This is a genomic window from Streptomyces sp. NPDC090442 (genome assembly GCF_044769405.1).
Taxonomy (GTDB): Bacteria; Actinomycetota; Actinomycetes; order Streptomycetales; family Streptomycetaceae; genus Streptomyces.
On record NZ_JBIVXW010000066.1, the window covers coordinates 1 to 19,239 of the forward strand.

Annotated in this window: 25 protein-coding genes and 1 pseudogene; 11 read left to right on the forward strand and 15 right to left on the reverse strand. The window is 61.3% G+C overall.

The genetic code is table 11. The features are described 5' to 3' along the window. Window positions 1–84 (forward strand): annotated as a pseudogene (locus ACIQU6_RS33945) (transposase); the annotation flags it as partial. 184 nt (window positions 85–268) lie between these two features. Here the strand turns inward: ACIQU6_RS33945 and ACIQU6_RS33950 are convergent. The 3 genes from ACIQU6_RS33950 to ACIQU6_RS33960 are packed head-to-tail and all read right to left on the reverse strand — an operon-like array spanning window position 269 to window position 827. After that, window positions 269–448: a hypothetical protein gene (locus ACIQU6_RS33950; protein ID WP_403485584.1), complete on the reverse strand. Its 180-nt coding sequence runs from the start codon at window positions 446–448 to the stop codon at window positions 269–271. 50 nt (window positions 449–498) lie between these two features. Further along, entirely contained in the window at window positions 499–621 is a 123-nt protein-coding gene (locus ACIQU6_RS33955) for a hypothetical protein (RefSeq protein ID WP_403485585.1), read from the reverse strand. Further along, window positions 618–827, reverse strand: a complete 210-nt coding sequence (locus ACIQU6_RS33960; protein WP_403485586.1) for a hypothetical protein — start codon at window positions 825–827, stop codon at window positions 618–620. Before ACIQU6_RS33960 ends, ACIQU6_RS33955 begins: the two co-directional genes overlap by 4 nt. Window positions 828–911: 84 nt before the next feature. Here ACIQU6_RS33960 and ACIQU6_RS33965 point away from each other — a divergent pair, with 84 nt between their 5' ends. Together ACIQU6_RS33965 and ACIQU6_RS33970 are read left to right on the forward strand one after the other, a co-directional pair. After that, the gene (locus tag ACIQU6_RS33965) at window positions 912–1,766 is read left to right on the forward strand and encodes a Scr1 family TA system antitoxin-like transcriptional regulator (RefSeq protein WP_403485639.1); all 855 of its coding nucleotides are present in this window, start codon (window positions 912–914) and stop codon (window positions 1,764–1,766) included. Beyond that, window positions 1,763–1,951, forward strand: a complete 189-nt coding sequence (locus tag ACIQU6_RS33970) for a DUF397 domain-containing protein (protein WP_403485587.1) — start codon at window positions 1,763–1,765, stop codon at window positions 1,949–1,951. Before ACIQU6_RS33965 ends, ACIQU6_RS33970 begins: the two co-directional genes overlap by 4 nt. 101 nt (window positions 1,952–2,052) lie before the next feature. Here the strand turns inward: ACIQU6_RS33970 and ACIQU6_RS33975 are convergent, their stop codons facing one another. Beyond that, window positions 2,053–3,015, reverse strand: coding sequence for a hypothetical protein (locus tag ACIQU6_RS33975; protein ID WP_403485588.1), 963 nt, complete (start codon window positions 3,013–3,015; stop codon window positions 2,053–2,055). A 166-nt stretch (window positions 3,016–3,181) separates the two neighbouring features. Between ACIQU6_RS33975 and ACIQU6_RS33980 the strand changes: the two genes are divergently transcribed. Continuing rightward, window positions 3,182–3,523: an Lsr2 family protein gene (locus tag ACIQU6_RS33980; RefSeq protein WP_403485589.1), complete on the forward strand. Its 342-nt coding sequence runs from the start codon at window positions 3,182–3,184 to the stop codon at window positions 3,521–3,523. Window positions 3,524–3,875: 352 nt separating this feature from the next. On the opposite strand, the gene ACIQU6_RS33985 is transcribed toward ACIQU6_RS33980, so the two are convergent. Beyond that, window positions 3,876–4,178 (reverse strand): hypothetical protein, encoded by a 303-nt coding sequence (locus ACIQU6_RS33985; RefSeq protein WP_403485590.1) that lies wholly within the window; start codon window positions 4,176–4,178, stop codon window positions 3,876–3,878. Window positions 4,179–4,219: 41 nt separating this feature from the next. Then, window positions 4,220–4,465 carry a hypothetical protein gene (locus ACIQU6_RS33990; RefSeq protein WP_403485591.1) on the reverse strand — a complete coding sequence of 82 codons (246 nt, stop codon included), beginning with the start codon at window positions 4,463–4,465 and terminating at the stop codon, window positions 4,220–4,222. A 2,650-nt stretch (window positions 4,466–7,115) separates the two neighbouring features. Here ACIQU6_RS33990 and ACIQU6_RS33995 point away from each other — a divergent pair. The 7 genes from ACIQU6_RS33995 to ACIQU6_RS34025 all read left to right on the forward strand — a co-directional run bounded on the left by ACIQU6_RS33995 (window position 7,116) and on the right by ACIQU6_RS34025 (window position 11,723). Further along, on the forward strand, window positions 7,116–7,466 hold the full coding sequence (locus ACIQU6_RS33995; RefSeq protein WP_403485592.1) for a hypothetical protein: 351 nt from the start codon (window positions 7,116–7,118) through the stop codon (window positions 7,464–7,466). A 405-nt stretch (window positions 7,467–7,871) separates the two neighbouring features. Beyond that, window positions 7,872–8,354, forward strand: coding sequence for a hypothetical protein (locus ACIQU6_RS34000; protein ID WP_403485593.1), 483 nt, complete (start codon window positions 7,872–7,874; stop codon window positions 8,352–8,354). A gap of 336 nt (window positions 8,355–8,690) precedes the next feature. After that, window positions 8,691–8,870 carry a hypothetical protein gene (locus ACIQU6_RS34005; RefSeq protein WP_403485594.1) on the forward strand — a complete coding sequence of 60 codons (180 nt, stop codon included), beginning with the start codon at window positions 8,691–8,693 and terminating at the stop codon, window positions 8,868–8,870. A 239-nt stretch (window positions 8,871–9,109) separates the two neighbouring features. Beyond that, window positions 9,110–10,150, forward strand: coding sequence for a DUF3987 domain-containing protein (locus tag ACIQU6_RS34010; protein WP_403485595.1), 1,041 nt, complete (start codon window positions 9,110–9,112; stop codon window positions 10,148–10,150). A 71-nt stretch (window positions 10,151–10,221) separates the two neighbouring features. After that, on the forward strand, window positions 10,222–10,827 hold the full coding sequence (locus ACIQU6_RS34015) for a hypothetical protein (RefSeq protein WP_403485596.1): 606 nt from the start codon (window positions 10,222–10,224) through the stop codon (window positions 10,825–10,827). A gap of 98 nt (window positions 10,828–10,925) precedes the next feature. Next, on the forward strand, window positions 10,926–11,312 hold the full coding sequence (locus tag ACIQU6_RS34020) for a histone-like nucleoid-structuring protein Lsr2 (RefSeq protein ID WP_403485597.1): 387 nt from the start codon (window positions 10,926–10,928) through the stop codon (window positions 11,310–11,312). Window positions 11,313–11,417: 105 nt separating this feature from the next. Next, window positions 11,418–11,723: a hypothetical protein gene (locus tag ACIQU6_RS34025; protein ID WP_403485598.1), complete on the forward strand. Its 306-nt coding sequence runs from the start codon at window positions 11,418–11,420 to the stop codon at window positions 11,721–11,723. A gap of 566 nt (window positions 11,724–12,289) precedes the next feature. Here ACIQU6_RS34025 and ACIQU6_RS34030 read toward each other — a convergent pair. From ACIQU6_RS34030 to ACIQU6_RS34070, 9 genes are all read right to left on the reverse strand, one after another. Further along, a complete protein-coding gene (locus tag ACIQU6_RS34030) occupies window positions 12,290–12,553 on the reverse strand; it encodes a hypothetical protein (protein WP_403485599.1) in 264 nt (87 codons plus the stop codon). Between the two features lie 9 nt (window positions 12,554–12,562). Next, window positions 12,563–13,534: a peptidoglycan-binding protein gene (locus ACIQU6_RS34035; protein WP_403485600.1), complete on the reverse strand. Its 972-nt coding sequence runs from the start codon at window positions 13,532–13,534 to the stop codon at window positions 12,563–12,565. Between the two features lie 67 nt (window positions 13,535–13,601). Further along, a complete protein-coding gene (locus ACIQU6_RS34040) occupies window positions 13,602–13,817 on the reverse strand; it encodes a hypothetical protein (protein ID WP_403485601.1) in 216 nt (71 codons plus the stop codon). A gap of 29 nt (window positions 13,818–13,846) precedes the next feature. Next, window positions 13,847–14,407, reverse strand: a complete 561-nt coding sequence (locus ACIQU6_RS34045) for a hypothetical protein (RefSeq protein WP_403485602.1) — start codon at window positions 14,405–14,407, stop codon at window positions 13,847–13,849. 2 nt (window positions 14,408–14,409) lie between these two features. Then, complete coding sequence (locus tag ACIQU6_RS34050; RefSeq protein ID WP_403485603.1) at window positions 14,410–15,534, reverse strand: hypothetical protein; 1,125 nt, start codon at window positions 15,532–15,534, stop codon at window positions 14,410–14,412. Window position 15,535: 1 nt separating this feature from the next. Beyond that, complete coding sequence (locus tag ACIQU6_RS34055; RefSeq protein WP_403485604.1) at window positions 15,536–16,432, reverse strand: hypothetical protein; 897 nt, start codon at window positions 16,430–16,432, stop codon at window positions 15,536–15,538. Continuing rightward, window positions 16,422–17,183, reverse strand: coding sequence for a hypothetical protein (locus tag ACIQU6_RS34060; RefSeq protein ID WP_403485605.1), 762 nt, complete (start codon window positions 17,181–17,183; stop codon window positions 16,422–16,424). Before ACIQU6_RS34060 ends, ACIQU6_RS34055 begins: the two co-directional genes overlap by 11 nt. Next, window positions 17,183–18,088: a hypothetical protein gene (locus ACIQU6_RS34065; RefSeq protein ID WP_403485606.1), complete on the reverse strand. Its 906-nt coding sequence runs from the start codon at window positions 18,086–18,088 to the stop codon at window positions 17,183–17,185. The genes ACIQU6_RS34060 and ACIQU6_RS34065 overlap by 1 nt, the downstream gene beginning before the upstream one ends. A 141-nt stretch (window positions 18,089–18,229) precedes the next feature. Then, a complete protein-coding gene (locus ACIQU6_RS34070; RefSeq protein ID WP_403485607.1) occupies window positions 18,230–19,237 on the reverse strand; it encodes a phage distal tail protein in 1,008 nt (335 codons plus the stop codon). Between the last annotated feature and the right edge of the window lie 2 nt (window positions 19,238–19,239).

Below are 19,239 nucleotides of genomic sequence, written 5' to 3' on the forward strand. Positions count from 1 at the left end.
ATCCGCCGCTACATCATCTGGCGAAACAAGCATGCCAACGACCAGCGGCTACGAGCCGTGGTCGACAGGGCGAATGTTGCCTGATGCGGCACTAGCTCGTAGACCCAGCCGGTGTCAGCCATCCGGCACCCTCCCGCGGCTGTCTTGGCGGCCCCGTTCGACGCACAGTTGGCACTGCTGGGGACACGGCGGGGGCGGTGCCGAGCGGGGGACGTACGTGACGCCAGGCAGGGTGTAGCTGGCCAACGGCCTTTCAAGCTGCTGGTGTTCAGTCATGGCTGCCCCACTTGATGTGCTGGCGGATGATCATGGATGCGCGGACGGCGTCGGCCAGGCGGCCCTGGTCGCGCGCCTCGTTGCGTTTCTGGGCCCAGTCGGCGCACTGGTTGCAGCCGGTGACGGGACCGGGGTCGAGGTCGCGGTCAGGGTAGGGGCACGGCAGGTGCACGGGGGGTTCCTGGCCGCGAATGCGGTCGGGGAAGTGGCGGGGCACGACGGCTACCACTTCCGGCCGGTGTTCTTGCCGGTGTCCGAGCCGTACGAGGAACGGCGGTTCTCCTCGGCGGCCCGCGCACGCAGGTCTTTGGTGGAGCCCTTTTCCTGCTTCGGCTTGTCGCTCACGGTCGCGCCTCTTCCAGGATGCGGCAGAGTTGCGCGAGTTGGGACGGGGTGACCAGCGGGAGGGAGAGCAGTTGGCTCTCGGCACCGCCACCCCCGTAGGTGGCAGGCCGGGTACAGCCGACATCGAACCCAGCGGCTTTGAACGCATCGTCCGAACGCCTGCACAACTCGTCGATCGTGAGCCCGTACACGGGGGTGTTGCCCATGCTCAACTCCTAGCCTTGGGGGGCGGCTTGGGGTTTCACGATGGCTTCACCGTCGCTACGGTCGCTAGTAGTTCGTTGTCTGAAGTGGACGGAGACAACCGGCATATGCCAAAAGTGCGAGACGTTGACCCCGGCGAAGGGTTACCGCAGTACATCGGCGCCCTGGTCAAGGAAGCGCGGATTCGGAAGGCGCGGGCGGCCACACCACAGGAGAAGGCCAAAGGCGAGACGTGGTCTCAGTCGTACGTAGCGACACGGGTGTTCGTTGGCGCACACTCGCGTATCTCCGACGTTGAGACGGGCGAAGTGCCACCGGACATGGGTCTAGCCCATAAGTTGGAGGTGACGTTAGACCTGCCACCCGGGACGCTGACTCACTTGGTGCGGATCATGCATCAGGGAACTGTTCAGGACTACGCGCAGGGCTACCTGAAACGCCAAGAAGAAGCCGAGATAATCCATACGGCTTCCTTCATCGTTCCTGGTCTGTTGCAGACCCCCGACTACGCTCGCGCGCTGCTGGCCACTGGCGAGACCAGCCCGAAAGCCATCGAGCTGTACGTAGAGCAACGGATGGAGCGACAGCGGGTGCTGGAGCGTGAGCACCCGCCTTGGTTGTCGTTCGTGCTGGACGAGTCGGCGCTGCACCATGCATCAACCACGCAGCTACAACGGCTGCTTGACGCTCAGGAGCGCCCCAACATCTCTATCCAGATCCTTCCGTACGGCGCTGGGCACATGATGGGGCTGGTGTCCGTTCTGACGATGCCCGACGGGGTAAGAGCTGCTTACACGGAAGGGTTCCGCACGGGTGCCTACACCGAGGAAACGACGGAAGTGATCCGCTATCAGCGGGTCTATGATCGGTATGCCGCATGCGCGCTGACGGTAGATGCGTCCACCCAATTGATCGCTGAAGCACTGAAGAGGTCAACGTGAGCAAGTCCCCGAACTGGCACAAGTCGTCGTACAGCTCCGGCGGCGCGAACGACTGCGTAGAGGTAGCTACCAACATGCCCCGGGTCCTGGTGCGGGACACGAAGCTGACGGAAAGCCCGGTTATCGGCACGTCGCAGGCTGCATGGGCCGGCCTGGTGGAGTTCGCCCGCCAGTCTGACGTCTGAGCCAGCGAACTGAAACGGCTCCCGCAAGGTTCGCAATGCGGGAGCCGTCCATGTCTGACTCCGTACCTCCAGGAGCCAGCCGGCGCTGCGCTGAGACGTGACTACTCCACTGGGACGGTGTACCAGGTGTACCAATCCTCAGGGGCGATGTCCGCCTTGTCGCGGCGACGGCTGAGCCGTGTTCCCGCATCAGGCAGTTCAACACGGCCTCCATGCTCCGCGGCCGCGTCAATGCGAGCATCCTGCAAGGATGCAGACAGCACGCTTGCTGCCACGTCGCACCAGTAGGCCCACTGGGCCGGCGAGCAGTTGGCCAAGCGATCACGATCCGTGACGCGCAGTGTGCCTCCCACGCGTTGGAGGCCGCTGGGCCTGACTCTCCTCAACAGGTTGCGTTGCTCGGTGTCTTCCAGCATCTCAAGCGGAGCGGTAAGCGGGAGAGTCTGAAGGTCGGCCGTCGAGGCAGCGTAGCCGTACTCGTAGAGCGCGAGTCCGAGGACGACCATCACCATGTGGGCGTCAAGGGCTAGTTGCTCCCGCTTGACCATGGCCCAGGTCACCGGGTCTCGTGGGAAAGCCCAAGTAAGCAAGGCTCGCGCCCAGTACATGGCCTGTGTAAGCGGGGGCTGGTCCGGCTCGCCCAGGGCGCCATCTATGGTCCACTGAAGCCTTGCGGCAGAGATGGACGCGTCATCGTCAGGCGCGACGGCGTCCCTGGGTTCGGAGAGCAGGGGCACGACCCAACTGGGAGATGCGCCAGCATCACGATCAAGTCCCCGAAGCTCGTCGTGATGCGGCCCCGGCTGACCAATCTTCCTGACGCGAGCGTAGAGAAGTCGGATCCCGAACGCCTTCGCGGCTGGGTCTCGCCAGGCATGCCCTTGGGGGCATATCAGCAGCCCCCAAGTGTCCCGGGTTCGAAGCACTAGGTCCTCAACTGCCCCACATCGGGCGCACCTAAGGTCGCGGAGGTAGCGGCCGTAGGTGAGCGGATCCGTATCCCAGACGGACACAGACCCCCGCACCGGTAGCTCGACTTCGCATCGCTCCTCGCGCTGCTTCATGGCCCTCCGCTCCGCCCGTAGGGTGACATCAGTGGGAGCATATGCCTGACGCCTATGCTCCCGAGCGGTCGGACTCTCGCCCTGGACCTGCATCGACTTCCCCATGTCCGTACAAAGAACCGTCGTGAGGTGAAAACCCTCCAACGATGGCTCCTAGAATTGCAGCATGGCACAGAAGATCGTCACCATCTATACGGATGACCTCACGGGCGAGGAAAGCTCAGAGGCCACGACGCACGTCCTTGCCTTGGACGGCGTGGAGTACGAAATCGATTTGGCTCCCGACAGCTACGACCAACTGTTGGAAGCCGTAGCACCGTTCACGAAGGCAGGTCGCCGGACCCGCAAGACCGGTAAGGCTGGGAAGCCCCGCAAGACCTCGGCTACGACAGGCGGCCGTGAGGACAGTGCAGCGATCCGGGCGTGGGCCCAGGAGGCCGGCTACGAGATTTCGGCCCGCGGCCGAGTGCCCGCAGATGTGCGCGAGGCGTACGACAAGGCCCACTGATCCGCTCAAGCGCTGAGGAAGGCCCCTCAATGAGAGGGGCCTTCCTCATACCCGTCGACATGCGAGCGACCACATATAGACGGATCCTGCTCGTATGGCTGCCCCCATCGTCGTCCATCCTCCTGAGCGCACAGGCGGGCGATGGGTTACGGGTGGGGACCGCCGCCTGGGGCTTGCCCATCGACCAGAGGATGTCAAAGAGTTCATCAGGCGAGCCGGTATGCATCCTGACGACATCGACGTGAACGATCCCGGCCTGGTCGAATGGCGTGGGGGAGGGCCCGAGGTCTGGGAATGATGGAGACTCACATCCGCTTGTAGGGCCCCCGCAGTTCTTGAAATGCTCGGTTAGCTACACGGCTTTCCCGGACGTGACTTCGCTCTTCCTGACCAGTTCCACCGCGGCACGATGCTGCTCCAGGGCCTCGTCCTCTGTCAGCGCGCCATCCCGCAGCGTGCGCCAGCTCCTTCCGGCATCTGAGGAAACCCCAGTCGCGAACACCGCCCCAACCACGTCCTCGATGCCCTCCCACACCGTCCGCACTAGGACGTTGTTGACCTCGTCCTGGACGACAACGCAGTAGGCCGTGTCCTTCCGCAGTCTTGTCCACTCCGTCACATCGATGGCAACTCCGTGCCGGTCCTTGTAAGCCATGACGTCATCATTCCACTCATGCCCGGTACGCGGCAGCCTCCTTACTCTTCGTACGCCTCGCCTGAAAGGAGGTCCCGCGCCATATTTGCAATCACAGGTTCGCAGTCCCATAGCTCGGCACTACGCAACGGATAATCGGCCGGTAGACGATCTACGACCAGCCGGACGACATCATCAATCTGGAAAGACACCTCAGTGTCGATGGCCAGGTGGGCAACGTCTTCTAGCGCCGACTCGGTGCGTCGCATCAAGTCCACGGTCCAAAGCTCTAGATCCATTTCGGTCACAGCCCACATGCTAGGCGACAAGCCAGACACGTGAGGCCGATTTGAAAATCTCACTGGAAAGAGCTACGGCTTCACGGAGGTGCTGGACGGCCCAACGGTACGTCGCGAGGTTGATGGTTCCTACTCATCCGTTGAATCAGTAAGGTCGGGGAGACGCCTCAGGATTGAGTAAATGATCCGTGACCGGCAATCGCCAGATACGTACGTAGGCGGAGGAACGGCCTCGGCTGGCGGTTCCGACTGAGATACGCAACCATTACCCCGCCTAATGATCCACTTATTTAACCATTCAGGCTGTCATTATTCCGAAGCCTAATTGCATTGACTAATCATTCAGGGCTCAAGCGTCTATCTCGTTGGATTAAATCGATCGGGCCGCACTGTTGCACCCTTCCTTGTTCCGCCTTTCGGTGCCGAATGGGCCCGGATGAGGCTTCGAGTATTCGAGCCCCGGGAGGGTGTCTAGCTGGCGTTCTGGCCGCCTTGCAGTGTAGTTGCGGGCAACAGTTCACACCTCACGTCGAACGCTTCCCATGGGCGCTTCTGTGGCTTTTCAGGATTCGCCATCTTGGGGTTTCTTAACTGTGCACAGTGGTGTTATAGTTAGGTCATCGCCAAGCGGGAAGGGCGAAAACCGGAGCCGAAAGGCTCGGGGAATCAAACTCCCGTGAGGTGTGCCTAGCTGAATGATGATGGCGCCCGGAGGGTGACCACGTGTAGAGCCTGAGACGTGCTAGAAAAGGCGACTCGCTAAGGTCAATCAAATCGTGGGTGAACCAAAGGAAGCGTGCGTACATTGAGAACTAAATAGTGTAGCTATGTTCGCGGGAGGGTTACTTTTACCTGCGAAACTATGCATAGGCAGATGGGGTGCGCGTGTGGCGTGTTCTCTGACTAGCCTCTACTGGAGTGACTACCTATGCATAAGTCAAGGGTACGGCGTTTCGTCGTGACGGTATGAGCGTTCAATCCCTGCGAACTTTCTCCAATCTCTTTCTTTCTCTCTATGCGCTTCGGCGCAGCGTGAGGGGCAGGTCGAGGTGTGCTGTAATGGCCTGCCTCACATGCAAGTCCTGTCCCTTGCGCTGCCCTTGCAGGTTGTTCTGCCTGTAGGGCCTACCGAATGCGGAGGGGTGAGGAGTGTTGTTTTGCGCAATAAGTTAAGCGTGCACAACTATGCTCCTAGGGAAAGGCGATTTCATGGATTGCTGGGATTGCGAAGATGGTCGCTTCCAGTGCCTGGATGACAGGGCGGACTCATGGCGACTTCCGGCACGGCAATGCACCTACATTGCCCCGGGGAGTATGACGGATCAAGCAATGGGCATGTTGGCGCCGGATGTGGATTATCCGTCGGGCGCTGCATGGTGACTAAGGGTCGAGTCCTGCTGTTTTTGCGAGCAATTAGTTAAGCGTGCACGAGAGGTGATTCGTGATTGATTGGGAAACTGACAAGGTCATCTTGGCGAAAGTGGTTCGCCATAAGACCTTCGTCCTCGGACTGTCCACTGTTCTTGAATGGCGTGCTATAGCCGTTTTCGACTCGGGTGAGACGAGGACGATTTCGATGCGCAGGGATGGAAGCTGTGTTTCCTCCTGCCTGTTTACGGACTTCGATCTCTCGGTGGAGCGTATGCGGTTCTTTGAGAGTCGGTACATGACTGAAGAACTGCCCGAGTGGAGGAGTTCCTAGCAAGTGTCCCCGTGGCGAGAGAGGTCTCGCTTGACCGGTTCGATTCCGGCATGGGGAGCCATGGCGGCCATTTGGCTGCCAGAGCAGAGAAGAGGGGAGATAGGTGTGAATGTGATGCGAGTCCATCGCAATGTCTTGAGGAATCGCTACGGGGCACAGTTGTCCCGTCGTGAGGTCATCAAGAGGTTGCAGCACGGGCCTCTCCGGCCTGTCACGAATATGGATAAGCGGCGCGTTGATCACGTCAACAAGTGCGTGAGCTCCATGCTGTACCACTTCGGTGATGTGCAGTACGGGTGGACCATATTCCGGTTGTCGAATGACAGTGGGCCGGGGTTCAAGGTCTCAGCCTACTGGCCTGGACGACACGATTCCGCTGTTAGTCGGGCGTTCATCTATCGCAAAAGGATCGACGCGATACGCGCAGTTCAGCACCGTGTGGCGCAAGAGTCCACCTACATGGCCGGAAGATCCCGCAAGCGGAAGTTGGACGACATGCCCTTCTCGCGGACGGTCCAATGGCATGACAGTCAGGAATGGTGACGCTGCATTACGCAGCTAGTGCGATTCAGCCTCAGATCAATTTTCGTCATTGAACTGGATCATGTGCGGGTTCGATTCCCGTCTGAGGCGCTACAGCCAAAAACGGCTGTGTAGAGGGAATGGGGAAGAATGGAATATCGAAACATAGCCTACGGGTACGTTCAGGGGGCTGGCTTTGTCCAGCTTGAATGGAACCCGGACGGCGCAGTTCAGGCTACCCAGGTTTTCAGTGGAAGGGTGGCGAGGTCATGCAGTGCATGTACTCAACCGATCCACTCTGAGGTACCGCCGGCGCACGTCCTCTATCGGCTGGCGAGGTGTAACGATCACCTGCTCTTTGGGCAGGATGACGGGCTTCACTTCGCCACCTGGGGCACCGATTCGATGTATCGACGCGCCCGTCACGGTGCAGACATGCGCCTGACGGACGATGAGCTCCTGGCCGTGCTTCTGATCGCTGTCCGCTCGCGGACCTGGTGCATCCATCTGATCCATCACGTTGCCCCGGTGGCGTGGGAGGCCAACGTCTGGCCTGCCAGGCCGGCCCGAGGAATGCGCGTCGTCAAGCTCGACGCGGGCCAGGTGCGCACGATGCTGCGTACCGCGGACCATCTGATGCCGCCTGAGAGTGAAGGCGCGGAGGTTGTAGGGCGACTGCTCAATAACGACCGAGCCACGGCTTCTGAGGCTGTCGAGCAATTGACGCCACAGATAGCAGACCGGGTCATGCGGTACGCGGCCTATGGGCGCGAGGCACTGTCGTGAGGTGCGAAGCGTATGACCGAGACAGCCCCGTAAGTGCTCCGTTGCACGATGAGTGGGCTACACACCACGTTGAAACCGAGCTGAGGATGGAAAACCCTCCTCCGCCGATGGTTTGGCATATGTGCGAAGAGCACACGACTTGGCCGCGTGATCACGTGCTTCTTTGCAGCGGCCCGTGTACCGCGAAGGTGGCAATGATGGATGCGGACTGCCATCCCGATGGGATTTGCGGCACGGTCCGTGGCCGCGAGATCAGCGTGACTGTGTCGGCGGCCGACTTAATTACCTAATGCTCGATCGATAGATAAGTAGGTAACCCCCCTAGCTTGGGTCAATCTCGGTGCAAATCCGGGGAGGGGTGCTGTGCTGCCTAAAACAGGCAGCATGAGGGAGGATGGAGAACGAATGAGTGACGTTAAGCCTGTGAGGGCGGAAGGCGTGCAGACATGCTGGAGTGAAGCCACTCCCGGAGAAAAGCATGCAACGTTTTCAGGTCACCGCACGGTATGTGGAGAGTCAGTGATTGAGGCTAAGCCCATACCTGACTCTCGACTCACGGATATCACTTGCGCCAAGTGTGGGGGTGCCGTCGTGTTCAACACGGACATAGCGGCGCAGCGCGCACAGGGCGTCGTGGATAAGTGGGTTAAGTCAGGGAAGGCTTCACGTGAAGACGCAATGTCTGTGGCTGAACTTGCTGTGTCCACGATCCCTGGGAAGACGTTCAATTCGCGCCGGGAAGGGGACTCTTGGAACAAGATCTGCACGGACTTTCTCGTGATCACGGGTGCCGCCACCGAGAAGGACAATACCTCTAGGTTTGTGGGTGAACTCGGCCTCGCAGTCCTCGGCGGCCTTGAAGAGTCCGAATATGACGGCAGGTACTGAGCTGTGAAGAACGCTGCCATGTATTTGAAGTGCGGAATAGTCGTAAGTGAGAGCGGTCGGGAGCGTTGCCGTAGTGAGGCTCCGACCGTGGTTCGCTGGTGTGTCTGTACGGCAATGGTATGCGAGAAGTCGAGGATGCGGACAATTCGCATCTGCCGTGATCACGAGGATTACGTGAACTTCTGGTATCGCGGACAGCACGCAGCGCACACCCTAACGGTAGAACGCGAAAGTTAAGCGCGACAGCCCCCCTAGGTGGATCAGGCCGGTTGCAAATGCCGGCCGGGGCGCAATGCTGCCTGAAAACAGGCAGCAGGAGAGAAAAGGAGAACGGTCATGACGGAATGCGGGCCCTGCGCAATGGAGGGCACTGCTTCTACTGCCGTGGGTCTGCTTTCCATGACCTTCGGCAGTGTGGCTGAAGTCGGACTCTGCCAAAAACATGGAAAAGCCCTGTGGGGCTTCTTCATGGAGGCATTCGACTCAGTCGCCGTGATCGACGGAGAGGAATCATGAACGGCAGTCGGGATGTAGAACTCTATGGTCCTATCGGTCGTGCGGTGGAGCAAGTATCTCCGTACGTTGAATCGGATCCCGTCGGCATCTATGCGGCATGTCTGTCCATGTGGTCAATGGCCATCGGTGACAGGGTGTTCATGGATGCTGGCCGCCGGCGGAGTCCCCTTGTGTCAACGGCCATCGTTGCCGATACGGGCACAGGTAAGGGTGTTTCGCTAGACGGAGCTCGTCACATCATGGCCGATTCAATCGGTCGTGATGTGGAGCTTCGGGAGACCTCGGGCCTGACGTCTGGTGCCGCTTTGGTGGACCACGTGTACAGGCAGATGGTTAAGACCGAAGAGGCATACGGGGTAGCGGACACTCGCGTCCTGGTCGTGGAAGAGGAGTGGCGGGAGATCCTTGAAAGGAGTTCCCGTGACACATCTTTCACTTCTAAAATTAGGCATTGCTGGGACTGTGCTGTTCTGCGGAACACGACGAAGAAGAAGTCTGAGAATGACGCGCCACAGGAAGTGCGTAATGCGCGAGTGGTCTTCCACACGCACATCACGCCTTCCGACTGGAGAAAGTACGTGTCTTTCGCGGATGCGGCAGGAGGATCCTTCAACCGGATCCTTCCTATTGCCCTAGATGATGTGCCGCTGCTGAGGAAGCGAAGTCTTCCCACAGTAGATACGCAAGGGCTAGTCGACGCGTTCGACTGGGCTTCGAGTGAGCGTCACGTCATGCGGCTCACGCACGGTGCGGACCAACTGAGTTGGGTGCTGAGGCGTGCCGAGCGGGTACTTGTCCGGAGTCTGCCGACTCATCAGGCGGACTTCGTCGCCCGGACCGCAGAACAGACGCTCAGGGTCGCGGCGTTGCTGGCCACGACAGAGGCCAGTGACCGGATTACTCGGACGCATCTGGATGCTGCTGTGTCTTTTGTCCGGCACAGCGTGAGGACGGTACTCACCCTCACAAAGGACGGGCCGGGGAAGAAGGCTCGATCGACGCCGGAGGAGCGCGTCATGAGCGCGCTGGCCAGGCACCCCGGAGGGGTCCGGGCCTCTGTTCTACAGCAGGCATCCGGCGCCCTCGCGGCCGACCTGGAGCACATGCAGGAGCGCGGACTGATCACACATCAGGTGATCAAGGACGGCCCTGGCCGACCGGTGAAGCTGTACCGCCTGGCTGGTAAGGCAGCACCGCGGCCCAGCACGCCATCTGTCGATAGCTCACCCAGATCAAGCGGGCAGGCGAACCCGTTCCTTATGGCACTGCAAAACGCCTAACCCACCTCTCCGTTACAGACAGCGCACGTCATCGGGCGTGCGCGGACCCCAAGAAAGAATGGTGAAAAAGAATGTTGTTCAAGGCGCCTACGGGAAAGACCCACTCAACACTCGTGGATCACGACCGATGCGTATTCATCCGGAACAACGCGAAGACGGAGTTTGCCGCACTTACCGAGCTGCCGGTATCGGACTACGAGCCTGGTGACGACTGCGTCAACTGCGCCGCAGCTATCGCCGAGGAGATTTCCCGAGTCGGGGCTGGCGGCGAATCGACGGTGGTCGACAGCAGTCATTCCAGCAGTGATGCTGACTCCGTAGATGACTGGGAAGACGAAGACGAATTCGTCGTCGACCCAGAAAAGAAGGCCGCCGAGGAATCGCGACTCGGAATCCGGGACGCCGAGAAGGCTATTGACGCCTGGGAGTATCTCGCCGAGCGCGCAACGTCTCTCCACGGTCGCAAGTTCTGGAGCGAAAAGGCGCAAAAGTTGCGTGTTGCCATCGAATTCGTTCCCGTATCTGAGTCGCCCGAGAAGAAGACCGAAGAGGAGTCGACTACGCCTGAGCAGGAGGCAGTCACTGAGCTCACCCTCGAAAACGTGGAGCCTGATCCGGAGAAGCCTGCCAGTCGCCGCAAGACGGTAAAGAAGACAACCGCAACCAGCAGTAATTAGAGAAAAAGGCCCGCCTAGTGGGATAGCCGTGGTGCAAATCCACGGCCGGGCGCCATGCCGGCATAAGTCGGCAGGAGAGAAACAGCAAGGGAGAAATAATGGCGCGCGTAACTCGCACAGTCACCGACTACACGGATGACATGACGGGCCTGCCAGTAAGTGAGGCAGACGTTGATGGTGCGTTCAGGTTCACCATCGATGGCATTTCCTTCAAGATGGACACGCATTCCGACACGGCGAACGAGATCCGGGAGCTTCTGGCCCGGGCTGTCGCCAATGCGGAGGTTGACCAGATTCGACCGCAGGCACCCGCCTCGAAGGCGAAGCGCGGTAACTCGGAGCGCAGCCGCCTCCTTAAGAAGATCCGATTCTGGGCAAAGGAAAACGACTACCAGGTAGCAGACCAGGGACGGATCTCGGAGGACATAGTGGAAGCGTTCCGCCAGTCTAACCCTGGCATCGACATGACTCCCTACTACGGCTGAAGTAGGAGCCGCAGATAGATAGCCCGCGCCAGAGAGGTGGACGCCAAGTGCGGTGTCCGCCCCTCTGTGTGGTGCTCTGGCAAGAGTAGGAAAGCAGGGGAAGCGATGGCTATACAGCGACACCACTACCTGTCCAAGCCCCAGGTGTGGGGCGACGAACGGCCCGCAGGATCCCGAGAGGTGTTCATTCCTGTGGAGTCCGTCAAGGTCGGGGACCTGGTCGTATTCGCGAGAGATCACCGAAACGCCTATGAGGTCAAGTCGATTGATCACCTGACGCTCATGGAAGGTACTCCCAACGCCTTCCCATTCATACGGCTCAACTGCGGGGAGACAGGCGCGAATGGTGCCGGGTTCGACCCTGGCGAGACCGTGACAGTCCTGCAACTCCCGCCAGAAAGCGATGACTGATAGTTAGCCTCGTTAGAAGGCGCGGACCTGAAGTGGGTTCGCGCCCTCTTTCGTGGCTGCCTATCTGACAGCCGTACGGAGCATCATGGAAGACGGATTTTGACCATGAATGAGAACCACGAACACGACCCTGTCACCGTTCGAGCCTGGACCGTGGCACAAGGACTGGCATTCCCAGGCGACAACGTGCCTGTGAGCCCGCCTGAGTATCGCGCATATGCCTTATGGCTGGGGCGCCAAGAGCGACTTGCTGAGCTGGAGATTGCGATCAAGGCCCGCCGAGAGCGGCAAGAGCGAGAGGCGGCGATACGCGAGGCCAACCGATGGACTCCGGGCAAGGAACGCCACTGGGCGCGCGAGTGGGGCCGGGCCAATGGGTGGACCGTAGGCACCCGTGGCCGGGTGTCAGCCGCACTCATGAAGGCATACAGAGACGCGAACGCGCAGACCAAGACCAACCCACAAAAACCCGAATAGCCGCCAACGAGCCCCTTTCCAGCGGGTGTTAGCCCATACGCAGAAAGGCCCCCAGGCGCACCATGTGGTGTGCCTGGGGGCATCCTGGGTCAGCTCTTGCTGTCGGTCTCAGCATCACGGGTCTTGGCGTTCTCACACCGCTGTACTGCGTCGCCACCCCACAGGAGGGCAGCGAGCACGGCCAGAATCGCGTCCTGGCGCTCCTGGACGAAGTTGGGGAGGTACACGGCCAGGAGCGCCACGACGGACACGGCGACGCTGTACACGCGCGCCGGATGCGTGCGGATGAAGGCCCACAGTCCCCGATCGTCGCGGCGGCCAGCATGGCGGCCGGCCTTTTTCACGAGAGCCACGACGTCCCCCTACGGCAGGTTGAGGACCTGGCCCGCGTAGATGCGATCCGGGTCCGTGATCGCCGGGTTGGCCTTCGTGAGCGCCGCCACGGTGGTGCCGTGGGTGGCTGCGATGGCCGAGAGGCTGTCGCCAGCCTTCACGGTGTAGGTCCGCTTACCGCCGTACTCGCGCTTGAGGCGGGCCAACTGCTCGGGGCCTGGGATCCCGTCAGCGTCCGCGCCGGCATCGCCAATCTTGACCTGGTACCGGCGCATCGACTCGCGATCTGCGTTGCTCCACTTCGGGCCTGGGCCCTCGGTGTAGGCAGAGCATCCAGCGGCGACGAGCATGCGGCCCAGCTCGGCCACGTGGTCGCCCTCAGCACCCGGCCCGTACGCCTTACCGTCGATCGTGACAGCCACACTCGGGGGCGAAGTAGTGCCGGCGCCCTGAGGCAGGTCCTCGATGCTCGCTTCCTGGCCGAAGTACACGACACCTCGCCGGCCGCGCCATGCCGGATCGGCAAGGACAACACCCTCCGGGTAGTCCGGGATGCCGTACCCGTAGACGTACGAGCTCTTCCGCGGCCGGGTCTTGAGATAGACCCCATCGCCCTCAGCGCTCCCAGACGAGTTGGTGTTGCCCTCCACGGTGGTGATCGTCGACGACGTGTAGGCAATGCAGATGCCCACGTGACTACCGCCGCCGGATCCGAAATAGACGGGGCCGCCGATTACGGGGTACTCCGTGACGCGTCCACGCTGGCGATACCACGCAACGCCCGTCGCGCAGGAAGCGGTTCGAGGGAACAGATCGGCGTTTCCGGACTTCATCGCCGCCCACGACACGAATGTGGAGCACCACGGTTGATTCTGGCTCCACTCCAGCCCGGGCACGGCCGGAGAGTAGCGCTGCCAGTTGTTCCAGTGGCCGTTTGAATAGCCTTCGCGGTAGCCGACTTCAGCCTTAGCGATTCGTATGAGCTCGCGTGCGCCCGACATGGGGTGTCTCCTTCTTTGGGCATGAAAAAGGCCCGCCGAAGCGGGCCGTAACTGTGTGAGTCGTTGTCTATTTGTGGGTCATCTGCACGAGGGCAACGATCGCGGATGCAGTCGAAGTCACGACCGATGCTGAGATGGCGTACTTCCACCGCTCGACGCCACGGATACGAGACTCGTGGTCATCGAGGCGCCTAGCGTTGCTGTCCATGGTCTGACCGATGCGCTGTACCTCGGCAGACAGCATCCGCAGCTCGGCATAGATGTCGCGTGCAGTGATGGTCACGATGCCGTCATCGTCAGGCAGTGCGCCTCCTATGGGTGTGTAGCTCCTGGCGCGATGAGGACGGCCGAGAACCGGTTGAGCTGCGTTGATGGGCGAGGTGACGGAGAGACCTCCCACGCGCCGACTCCCTTGGGTGCCGCGGCTCGTAGCGAGAGGCGGTCGCCCTTGTCGGCATAGCCGATGCCCCGTAGCGAGCAAGTGACGTACGTGCTGGGCACCATGGTGGCGCAGTCGTTGCGAATCCACTCGTACTCGCGATCCGTGCCGATGTTCACGCACAGCAGGCGAAGAGCCGGCTTGGCGGCAGTGTCCTTCGGTGACAGTGCAACCAGATCAGCAGTAATGGCGTAGTAGCCACTCGCGGGCACCGCAAAGGACGTCGCGTCATCGCTCTTCCAACTCCCGTGCGCCTGAACCTCATCCCATCTGAGCGGTAGATAGGTGTCCGAGTCCGGAATCTTACTGATCTTATTCAGGCCCATTGCCGACATGCGCAGAGGATTGGATAGTTCACTGTAGACATCCCTAATGCGGGTATTGAGCTTCTTTGCGTCAGCGAGCTCTCGTGTCTTCCATGAAGTGAGATCCATCCTTATTCTCCTAGTCCGCTAGCCGACGCGCCCAGCATGACGGCAGCAAGCGTCCCCCAACGTGTCGACGCATCGTCGCTAGGGGCCTTCCACGTCAGACCCGTTCCAGTGCCAAGAAACTCAACTGATAGCCGATCACCGGCAGTTAGATAGATAACGCCTGTTGCCGCGATAGACGCCTGGTAGTCAGAGCGCGTGTTCTGGCCCTGATGCAAGGAGACCAGCGCCTCATTGCGCATCAGGTTCAACTGGTAGGAACCAAAGGGACCTTGTGGTCCGGTGCGCATGGTCGCAGCACACAGGCTCACCAAGTAGAGGCCAGACGCTGGAGCAGTAACCGCGGTGCCGTTGGTGGTCCAGCCGCCGGACTCCTCAAAGGCGCCGGCCCTCCAGGGCACGATCCGCCGTTCTCCCGAGGCGGCACTGTACGGGGCCATGGCACGGCAGGCGAACCGCGAGGGGCTGTACAGCGTTTGGAGGGGCTGAGTTATCCGCCGTGTCATCACCTCCGCGTCAATGTGCTCTCCATCCGTCCAGGGCTCTGCGTCAATCAACTGCGCGGCGGACGCACTGAACGACAACGCAGGGGCGACCATGACGACGGAGAGGGCCCCGAAGGCGCCTCCATCCTGCACGGCGTACGGTGCCTTGGCCCCAGAGTCCAGATAGGCAGCGACGCCGATGGCGTCTCCGGCCACGAGGTGCACGATGCTGCATGCAGTGACTGCCTGAGAAGTCTGCGACTGTTGGACGATCGTGCGGACAGTGACGATGTTGGATTGCGCGCCGGACGGTGCGCGTTTCTGGATGAACAACATGACGCCGTCCCCGGTTACCTGAACTTGCCCCGGTCGCACCGTGAGTTGGGCATTGATCAGGTAGATACCGCTGTCGGACGCAGTGAACCACCGACCATCAGAATCTGCGGAGAAGTCATTGACGCTGCTCGCGGTGTAGCGAAGGTACGTCCTTGCGCCGCCGGGGTTGAGCGTCTGCCCCGATGCGTAGCCTCGACATGCCAGGCGCGGCATGTCCGCCAGATACGCATATGACGCACGGACTTCGTTGAGCTTGGTGGCCGTAACCACCTCGCGCTCTGTCCAGGTAGGCAACAGGGGCACAGTCATATCACTCCAGGTAGGTCGTGGTGCCGAGGGTGGAGGCGACGGAGTCACCCAGGATCCACACGCCATGGCCATCGGAATTCACGCGGCCGGGAACGGTGATCAGCGCTACGCCCAGCTCGGGCACGGTGGCATCGAGCTGAAGCAGGCCAGGGGAAGAGGGGGCGCCCACGGTATGGGCGGCCAGCATGTGAACCTGCATGTCGCCGAAGGCTCCAAACACGTCAATAGGGTTGGTGAAACCAGCCGGCCATCGGGCACCAGTCAGCTCGCGCGAAAGGGCGACTGCGATGTAGAGCGATTGGTGATCAGTGCCGGGCTGGAGCTGATGCCGATCCACTCCCATAGCCGTTGAGTAGTCAACGAGGGGATCTGCGGGCAGTCGTGCCGTCTCCGCCTGCCGGTAGACGAGATTCATGACGACCGCGTTGGTGTCCTTGGCGCCGGACACACGCCACGTCACCGACTCGCCCTTGTCGGGTGTCCACTCGAACATCGAGACCTTTAAATGCAGCTTGGTTGGGTCAAGCGTCATCGCGTATCCCATCCGCAGCGGATCGAACTCCGTCTCAACACTCCCTCCCAACGGCGTCGCCCTGGGCCGGCGGGCCACCTCCGGCGTTGGCTCGGCATCCCCGTACGAGGCACACACGGACACGACGACATCGCCCAGGAGCACGCCGGCCGGGAGGGCGAGCGTGGCCGTGTCCGTGGCGGTGAACGATGCTGCGACACCGCCGACATGCGGGGGAAACTCGGCTGGCCTGGGGCGGGCTTGGCGCCACTGCGAGCCGTCGAAGATGGCCGGCACGCCGGGCGCGGCTTGGTCCTGGTGCTCGAAGATACCGAGGCGGCCTGAACGCCACTCCTGCCCGTCCCACACGCGCACCTCATTCGCCATACATCACCCACACATCTCCAACCTGCGGATTCTCGGGAGGAGTTGGGCCCGAATAGACTCGCGCACCACCAATGTTCTTGGCGGTGACCGTCCCGGAGGAGATGACGCTGCCATCGCCCTTGACGGTGAACGAGGAGCCTTCCGAATAGGCGGATGCCCGCCCGTTGTGGCAAGTGATGTAGTTTCCACCCGGGGGAAGGGGAGCCCCAATGGCTAGCGGTGTATGGGTGCCCACGGTATCGATGTAGACGGCGCCGTGGTTGACGATGCGCGTGTAGGCGGTTGTCCCATCAGAGAGCCGAAGAACTGAGCCTCTACTGTCACCGGCGTCGCCAGGCACTTCGAGAGTTAGCCAGTTGGAACCCGCCTCGGAAACAACGGTCCCGCCGGCCTTCGGCACAGCTTGATCGAAGAGGGAATTCGCGTAGTTACGATCTCCATGCGGATCGCTGCCCTGTACGTGCTCTTCCAACCTGCGCACCGTATCTGTCGGCAACATCATGTATCGACCTGCACCGAAGTCGACCCAGACATAGGCGTAGCCGTCGGGCCCGTAGAACGCCGGGATCATGCCGTTCTGGTCTGCGGTGAGCATCGACACGGGATTGCCGTTCATGTCCACCAGGTCGAGGAGCTGCTCAGCATCAGCGGCCCCCGAACTCCACACCGTTCCTGTGGCACCTGGGAGACGAGCACCCGAAGCAGTCTCGGCGGCGGTGTCAGTCGTACCGCCGAAGATGTATCGGGACATCAGTTCCCCTCGTGGAAGTAGTCGGCCTCATAGGTGCCGGAGACGATGAGAGTGGCGCTCTTAGGGAATCTCTCCCACCAGTCGCCGCCGTTGACGGCGTTCTTCGAGTACGTCTGGAAGACGGGCTGGCATGTCGATCCGCCAGACATGTAGGCGTTGCCGATGACGTAGTTCGGCACGCCCTCGTAAGGGTCGCCGGTTGTGTTGTTCAGGAGGGTGGCGGTAGCCAACTGCCATATGCCGCCTCGGGACTTCGTGGGAAGGGACACGTTCATCTGAGTCCCGGACCACGTACGGCCGGAGGTGTTCGTGATGTTCGCTGTGAACTGGATGACGTTCGATGCGACCCACTGATAGCGCCCCTTGGCGCTGTACGAGCCGTTGTTCCAACTGAGCCGCGGCGTGTAGGTGCGCGCCTTGCCGATCGCGGACACGATGGACCAGCCGCCATTGGCTGCGTACATGTGCAGCTCCTCGGCTCCCGTCGCCCCGCTCTTGTAGTAGCGAAGGTCTCCCGGGGTGGCAGTGACGGGAACATTGGTGTCCTGCACGGCTGGCGGGCGTCCGGCATCGTGCAACGTGCGCACATCACGGATGCTCTCCACTGCCGTGACGCCTCGCTTCACCACCACTTCAGCGAGCGGGTATTGCCACACACCGCCTTGAACTTGGCGCACGCCTGGTGGGACCGGAGCGGCGGCCGGCTGGCCCTTGAGCATGCGTGCCCGCACGGCACCCGCCGCCATGTCGAGCTCCAGGACCACGAGATCGACACGGGGGGACTGCGAGGTCTGCACGCTCAAAGGCAGTGTCACCGGCTGGTCAGCCTGGTAGGCGAAGCCGCGCACGATGGCTGTGCCGGGGGCCACGTCAATTGCTGCGGCCTGCGAGGTGGAGACGGACACCGACAGCGCCGAATCCCCCCATCGCCCGATGACGCCTGACGGGGCACTCGGCGAGGTGAGCGTCTGCCATCGCTGTGCGTCTACACGCTGCCCGTCACCTTGGTCATGCGGCCATGATGCTTCCGTCAAACGAATCTCCTATCAGCCACCGACATATGAGAGGTAGCGCGGTACGTAGTGAAGCCGGACAAGGGTGGTGGCATTGGTGCCTCCCGCTGTAACCCGTACAAGGTTGCGGCCAGACTCCAACCTCCAGAGAGTCGAATCTGCTTTCATCTGCGGCCAGAGATTCGCGCCGTCCGCCGCCGTTACTGATTTAATCCCTGGCCTGGTGTCGATCCTGACTGTCTGGCCGGATTGAATAATAAAGTCGTCTAGCATCCGGAACGTTTTGCCCGTCGTGACGTTTTCCAGCGTGAGCCCTTCCGCGTGGCCGGAGCACGTCCAGATAGGCCAGGAGCCGACAGACGAGTCGTTATCAACTTGCATCAGGCCATCGGGGGAGAAGGACGACGAGGAGACACGCATGGGGAAGAATGCTGGATAGTCCTTGTTGGACAGGAACGGCCTTGCTGCTCCCTTTGCTATGTGCCAGTCATGTTGACGCTCGGCGTTCGAGTACCAATAGGGATCCATAGCGCGGAAGACGAGCGCGTACTTGATGCGTGTGAAGCCGCCGCCGTCCTGGGACTCAGCACCCTCGGCCCCTGAGACATAGCGGCACTCAAGATGCCGTGCGATACCGTCGCCCTCGGCCACGGTGATCCAGCCAGAGCCGCGGTGCGGGTCGAGTGACCGCACCAATCGGTTGTGCAGTTGCAGCGTGCTTACCCGATCAACACCCCGTATCAGCACGGGAATCGTGATGTCTCGGGTGGTGGCACGCACCGACCGAAAGAGGCCACCGTCCATGTTCGGCAACTGATCGTTCTTCAGGTCGTAGGTCGGCATGCCCAGCCCCGCAGGGGAGGGGGTTACTGCGATGCCGGCGGGCGCCGAACGGCAAGTCACGTCTCCAGTCAGGGGGATGGTGTCGCCGTTGCCGCCGGTCCACGTCATGAACGTCAGAGGCCATGAGACAGGCGCGTATGAAGGGGCGGTGACTCCGCTGCCGTCCGGTGTGTAGTCGTATCTCGCCGGAATCGGCATCG

Excerpts from the sequence above, each read along its gene's own strand:
- ACIQU6_RS33995 (WP_403485592.1), top strand. The coding sequence starts at position 7,116 with ATGCGCCTGACGGACGATGAGCTCCTGGCCGTGCTTCTGATCGCTGTC.
- ACIQU6_RS34010 (WP_403485595.1), top strand. The coding sequence starts at position 9,110 with ATGGCCGATTCAATCGGTCGTGATGTGGAGCTTCGGGAGACCTCGGGC.
- ACIQU6_RS34020 (WP_403485597.1), top strand. The coding sequence starts at position 10,926 with ATGGCGCGCGTAACTCGCACAGTCACCGACTACACGGATGACATGACG.
- ACIQU6_RS33975 (WP_403485588.1), bottom strand. The coding sequence starts at position 3,015 with ATGAAGCAGCGCGAGGAGCGATGCGAAGTCGAGCTACCGGTGCGGGGG.
- ACIQU6_RS34000 (WP_403485593.1), top strand. The coding sequence starts at position 7,872 with ATGAGTGACGTTAAGCCTGTGAGGGCGGAAGGCGTGCAGACATGCTGG.
- ACIQU6_RS34015 (WP_403485596.1), top strand. The coding sequence starts at position 10,222 with ATGTTGTTCAAGGCGCCTACGGGAAAGACCCACTCAACACTCGTGGAT.
- ACIQU6_RS34070 (WP_403485607.1), bottom strand. The coding sequence starts at position 19,237 with ATGCCGATTCCGGCGAGATACGACTACACACCGGACGGCAGCGGAGTC.
- ACIQU6_RS33960 (WP_403485586.1), bottom strand. The coding sequence starts at position 827 with ATGGGCAACACCCCCGTGTACGGGCTCACGATCGACGAGTTGTGCAGG.
- ACIQU6_RS34045 (WP_403485602.1), bottom strand. The coding sequence starts at position 14,407 with ATGGATCTCACTTCATGGAAGACACGAGAGCTCGCTGACGCAAAGAAG.
- ACIQU6_RS34025 (WP_403485598.1), top strand. The coding sequence starts at position 11,418 with ATGGCTATACAGCGACACCACTACCTGTCCAAGCCCCAGGTGTGGGGC.
- ACIQU6_RS34005 (WP_403485594.1), top strand. The coding sequence starts at position 8,691 with ATGACGGAATGCGGGCCCTGCGCAATGGAGGGCACTGCTTCTACTGCC.
- ACIQU6_RS34035 (WP_403485600.1), bottom strand. The coding sequence starts at position 13,534 with ATGTCGGGCGCACGCGAGCTCATACGAATCGCTAAGGCTGAAGTCGGC.
- ACIQU6_RS33985 (WP_403485590.1), bottom strand. The coding sequence starts at position 4,178 with ATGGCTTACAAGGACCGGCACGGAGTTGCCATCGATGTGACGGAGTGG.
- ACIQU6_RS34055 (WP_403485604.1), bottom strand. The coding sequence starts at position 16,432 with ATGGCGAATGAGGTGCGCGTGTGGGACGGGCAGGAGTGGCGTTCAGGC.
- ACIQU6_RS34060 (WP_403485605.1), bottom strand. The coding sequence starts at position 17,183 with ATGTCCCGATACATCTTCGGCGGTACGACTGACACCGCCGCCGAGACT.
- ACIQU6_RS34050 (WP_403485603.1), bottom strand. The coding sequence starts at position 15,534 with ATGACTGTGCCCCTGTTGCCTACCTGGACAGAGCGCGAGGTGGTTACG.
- ACIQU6_RS33980 (WP_403485589.1), top strand. The coding sequence starts at position 3,182 with ATGGCACAGAAGATCGTCACCATCTATACGGATGACCTCACGGGCGAG.